The 3,912-nt window shown below is 69.5% G+C and carries 5 protein-coding genes; 3 read left to right on the top strand and 2 right to left on the bottom strand.

The genetic code is table 11. The annotated features are described in order from the left end of the window. Positions 1 to 793 (top strand): rhomboid family intramembrane serine protease (locus BN10_RS01770; RefSeq protein ID WP_198013985.1); only part of this gene is annotated, 793 nt, incomplete at its 5' end. 77 nt (positions 794 to 870) lie between these two features. Here BN10_RS01770 and BN10_RS01765 read toward each other — a convergent pair. Next, positions 871 to 1,125, bottom strand: coding sequence for a cell division protein CrgA (locus BN10_RS01765; RefSeq protein WP_010849435.1), 255 nt, complete (start codon positions 1,123 to 1,125; stop codon positions 871 to 873). Positions 1,126 to 1,207: 82 nt separating this feature from the next. Between BN10_RS01765 and BN10_RS01760 the strand changes: the two genes are divergently transcribed. Together BN10_RS01760 and BN10_RS01750 are read left to right on the top strand one after the other, a co-directional pair. Next, positions 1,208 to 1,996 (top strand): DUF881 domain-containing protein, encoded by a 789-nt coding sequence (locus BN10_RS01760; RefSeq protein ID WP_010849434.1) that lies wholly within the window; start codon positions 1,208 to 1,210, stop codon positions 1,994 to 1,996. A 204-nt stretch (positions 1,997 to 2,200) separates the two neighbouring features. Continuing rightward, positions 2,201 to 2,824, top strand: coding sequence for an aminodeoxychorismate/anthranilate synthase component II (locus tag BN10_RS01750; RefSeq protein WP_010849433.1), 624 nt, complete (start codon positions 2,201 to 2,203; stop codon positions 2,822 to 2,824). Positions 2,825 to 2,842: 18 nt separating this feature from the next. On the opposite strand, the gene BN10_RS01745 is transcribed toward BN10_RS01750, so the two are convergent. Beyond that, positions 2,843 to 3,912 (bottom strand): PASTA domain-containing protein (locus BN10_RS01745; RefSeq protein ID WP_198013984.1); only part of this gene is annotated, 1,070 nt, incomplete at its 5' end.

Genomic DNA, 3,912 nt, shown 5'->3' with positions numbered 1-3,912 from the left:
GGCGGTCGGCATCCAATGCGTCGACTGCGTCGCGCAGGGTGCCAAGCAGGTGAGGCAGGGGCGCACCGTCTTCGGCGGGCAGGTCGCCGTCGGGCGACCGCTCGTCACGCTCACCATCATCGGCCTGTGCGCCGCCGTCTTCCTCGGGCAGAAGGTCGTGCCCGGCCTGACCAATGACATCGCCTTCGTCCCCGCGCTGGGGAAGTCCGAGCCGTGGCGCTTCCTCACGTCCGCCTTTGCGCACAGCCCGACGATGATCCTGCACATCGCCTTCAACATGTATGCGCTGTGGATCATGGGCACCTACCTCGAGCCGCTCCTGGGTCGGGCCCGCTTCCTCGCGGTCTACCTCGTGACGGCCCTGGGTGGCTCGGTCGGCTACCTCCTGCTCGCGCCCCCGCTCACCCTCCTCCAGATCCACCTCGGCCAATCGGGCGCCTGGATCACGCCGACCGTCGGAGCCTCAGGCGCGGTGTTCGGCCTCTTCGGCGCCTTCCTCGTGCTCAATCGGCGGCTGGGGCGGTCCTCGGCCGGCATGGTCGCGATGATCGCCATCAACGCCGTGCTCGGATTCGTCATCCCCGGCATCGCCTGGCAGGCCCACCTCGGTGGCCTGGTGACCGGTGTGGCCGCCGCCGCGATCATCGGTTACACCGGCCACCGTCGCGATCCGCTCGCCGCGGCCGCCACGCGCGGAAACCAGCACGTCCACTGGCTCGGCCTGGGTTTGCTCACCCTCGCGCTCGTGCTGGCCGCGATCGCCAAGTACGCCCTGACCAACGGCTACAGCTGAGGTTTTCCACAGGGTTATCCCCGGTTGGGGACAAATGACAGCCGTGTCATTATGACCCAAACGTCAGCGCCCGGTCGTCAGCGCCACCGGGTCGTCATGAGGAAGCCGGCCATCATCAGCGCGAAACCGGCGCCGAGGTTCCAGCGGCCGATCTGGGGCACCGGATATTGGTGCACCCCCGAGATGTAGTAGGTCGCGACCCAGAGCAGGCCGAGCACCATGAGCGTGACCATGACCGGGGCGTACCACCGCGGGTTCGGCTGCTGGGTGGGCCGGTTCGCGATGCGCGGCGGGGTGTAGGTGGGCTTGTCACGTCCCTTGGACTCGGGCACGGGGGACTTCCTTTTCTCGCAACGGCATGATCTCGCCTAGCGTAGACAGTGCCGCACCGCACGACGAGCAGGGAGGACCGGTATGCCGCAGGGCGCACCTCGTCATGCCTCCCACCAGGCGCGTCGGTCCCGGGCCTTCCTCGGGATCCGCCCGACGACCTGGTCCATCCTCGTGCCCGTGGTCGCGCTCCTTGCCGGGGCGCTCTTCGCCACGAGCAGCACGGCCGCTGCCGGTGGGTCGTTGCGCTACGACAACGACTCGATCGCGGACCTCATCCGGCGCGGCACGGCCGCCAACGCCGACAACACCGTCAAACTCGACGCCCTCCAGGCGCAGGTCGACGCCCTGACCAAGTCGTCCTCGACGGGCAGCACGGACGTGGAGCGCCTCAAGGTCGAGGCTGATGCCCTCGCGTCATATGCCGGCCGCACCGAGGTCACCGGTCCTGCCGTCGAGGTGACCCTCAACGACAGTCCGCTGAAGTCGCACGAGCTCCCCACGGGCTTCAGTGTCGACGACATCGTCGTGCACCAGCAGGACGTCCAGGCCGTCGTCAATGCGCTCTGGCAGAACGGCGCCGAGGCGATGATGCTCATGGACCAGCGGGTGATCGCGACGAGCGCCGTTCGGTGTGTCGGCAACACCCTGATCCTCCAGGGTCGGGTCTACTCCCCGCCCTATGTCATCACCGCGATCGGCGACGTGCCCGCGATGCGGGCCGGGTTGGAGGGCGACAAGCAGGTCCGGATCTATCGCGAGTACGTCCAGGCGGTCGGCCTGGGCTACCAGGTCCGGACGCGCACGAAGGCCGACTTCCCGGCATACGCCGGCTCGATCACCCCGCGGTATGCCGTGGCCAAGCCCTCGTGACCATGCAGACCGGGTTGTGGCGCCTCCGCGGCCCTCGCTCGGTCAAGGCGATCCAGGCCTGGGGCTCGTCGTCGCCGTGATCGCCTTCTGCTTCCTGTGGCTCTTCCCACGGATCAGTCCGTTGATGCCCTGGGGTGACAACACGGTCGACAATGGAGCGCAGTCCCCATCCTCGACTGCTCCCATCCAGCCCGGAGGCCCGCTGTGACGCGCATCCTCGTCGTCGACAATTACGACTCCTTCGTCTTCACGATCGTCGGCTACCTCGAGCAACTCGGGGCGACCTGCGTCGTCCAGCGCAACGACGCCGTGGGCACCGACGAGGCGGCGGACTACGACGGGGTCCTGGTCTCCCCGGGGCCGGGCACGCCCGAGGAGGCCGGCGTGTCGATGGCCATGATCGAGGCCTGTGGCGAGCGGGCCCAGCCGATGCTCGGCGTTTGTCTGGGTCATCAGGCGCTCGGTGTCGTGTTCGGTGGCACGGTGGGTCGGGCCCCGGAGTTGCTGCACGGCAAGACCAGTCAGGTCCTCCACCACGGCCAGGGCGTCCTCGAGGGGCTGCCGCAGCCCTTCACCGCGACCCGCTACCACTCACTGACCATCGATCCGCCGACCCTGCCGGAGGAGTTGATCGCGACCGGGCACACCGACAGCGGCATCATCATGGCGGTCCAGCACCGCGACCTGCCCCTGCACGGTGTGCAGTTCCACCCCGAGTCGGTGCTCACCGAAGGCGGGCACCGCCTGCTCGCCAACTGGCTGGCCGTGTGTGGCGACGACGAGGCGGTCGCCCGCAGTGCGGGGCTCTCCCCCCTGCTCACCCACTGACGACCCCGGTCAGTCCACCTAACTGGGGCTCACCGACGGTGACGGCGACGCCGGGGTGGGTGTGACCGACGCTGACGGGGTGGGCGTCGCGCTCGGACTCTCCGACGGGGTGGGCGTCGGCGGGTTCGCCTGGGCGATGGTGATGAGCACGACGCTGGCCGCGTCCACGACATCTCCGGCCTTCTTGTCCTGCTCGAGCACCGTGCCCTCAGCCGCATCGGCGGTCTGCTTGTAGGCCGATTTCGGCGTCAGCCCTGCCTCGGTGAGCAGGGTGAAGGCTTCGTTCTGGGTCTTGCCGACGAGGTCGGGGACGGTCACCTGACCCGAGGACAGCTTGAGGCCGACCGCCGTTCCCGGCGCAACGGCGTCTCCGGACGCCGGTGAGCTCGACACGACCTGCCCCTTCGGCTTCTTGGTGTCGTTCTCCGGCGTGACCTCACCGACGGTCAACCCGAGGTCGCCGAGCACCTGACGGGCCTCCGCCTCGGTCTTGCCGACCAGATCGGGGATGGTGACGGCCTCCGGTCCGGCGGAGACGACGAGCTTGACCGTCCGGCCCTTGGCGACCCGCACCGCCCCCTCGGGGTCCTGCGAGATGACATGGTCGGCCGGCACGGTCTTGGAGTTCTCGGTCGTGACTTCCGGGGTCAGCCCGGCGCGCGTGATCTTTGCCTGCGCGGTCGCCCGCGGCTCACCCGTGACCGACGGCACGGTGACCATTGCGGTCTCCTGGGCCTGGTTGTCGAGGTAGGAGTTCAGGCCCCACCCGAGCAGGGCCAGCGCGATGAGGCCGGCGATGGTGAGGATCGCCCAGGTGCCCCGACGATCCGGTTGACGGTCACGTCCCTCGCGCACGGCGGGGAAGGACGAGGTGTCGCCGGGTGCTCCGGACGGCCGGGAGCCGCCGGTTGCCGCTCCCGAGCCACCCCCGCCAGGACCCCCGGCACCCGCACCGACAGCGCCCGCACCAGCTCCGCCCGCACCGGCTCCACCGGAGCCGGACCCCTGACGGGGCTGCGCGGCATACACCTCGGTGGGTTCGCTTCCGAGCCGACCGATGACCTCGGTTGCCGTCGCCCCCGCAGCCG

Source organism: Phycicoccus elongatus Lp2 (assembly GCF_000367525.1).
GTDB classification, from domain to species: Bacteria; Actinomycetota; Actinomycetes; order Actinomycetales; family Dermatophilaceae; genus Phycicoccus_A; species Phycicoccus_A elongatus.
The sequence above is the reverse complement of the archived record's forward strand: the minus strand, read 5'-3'. Positions and strand labels throughout refer to the sequence as shown.

Bases quoted from the DNA above. Each gene is read 5' to 3' on its own strand.
- BN10_RS01760 (WP_010849434.1), top strand. From the start codon at position 1,208: ATGCCGCAGGGCGCACCTCGTCATGCCTCCCACCAGGCGCGTCGGTCC.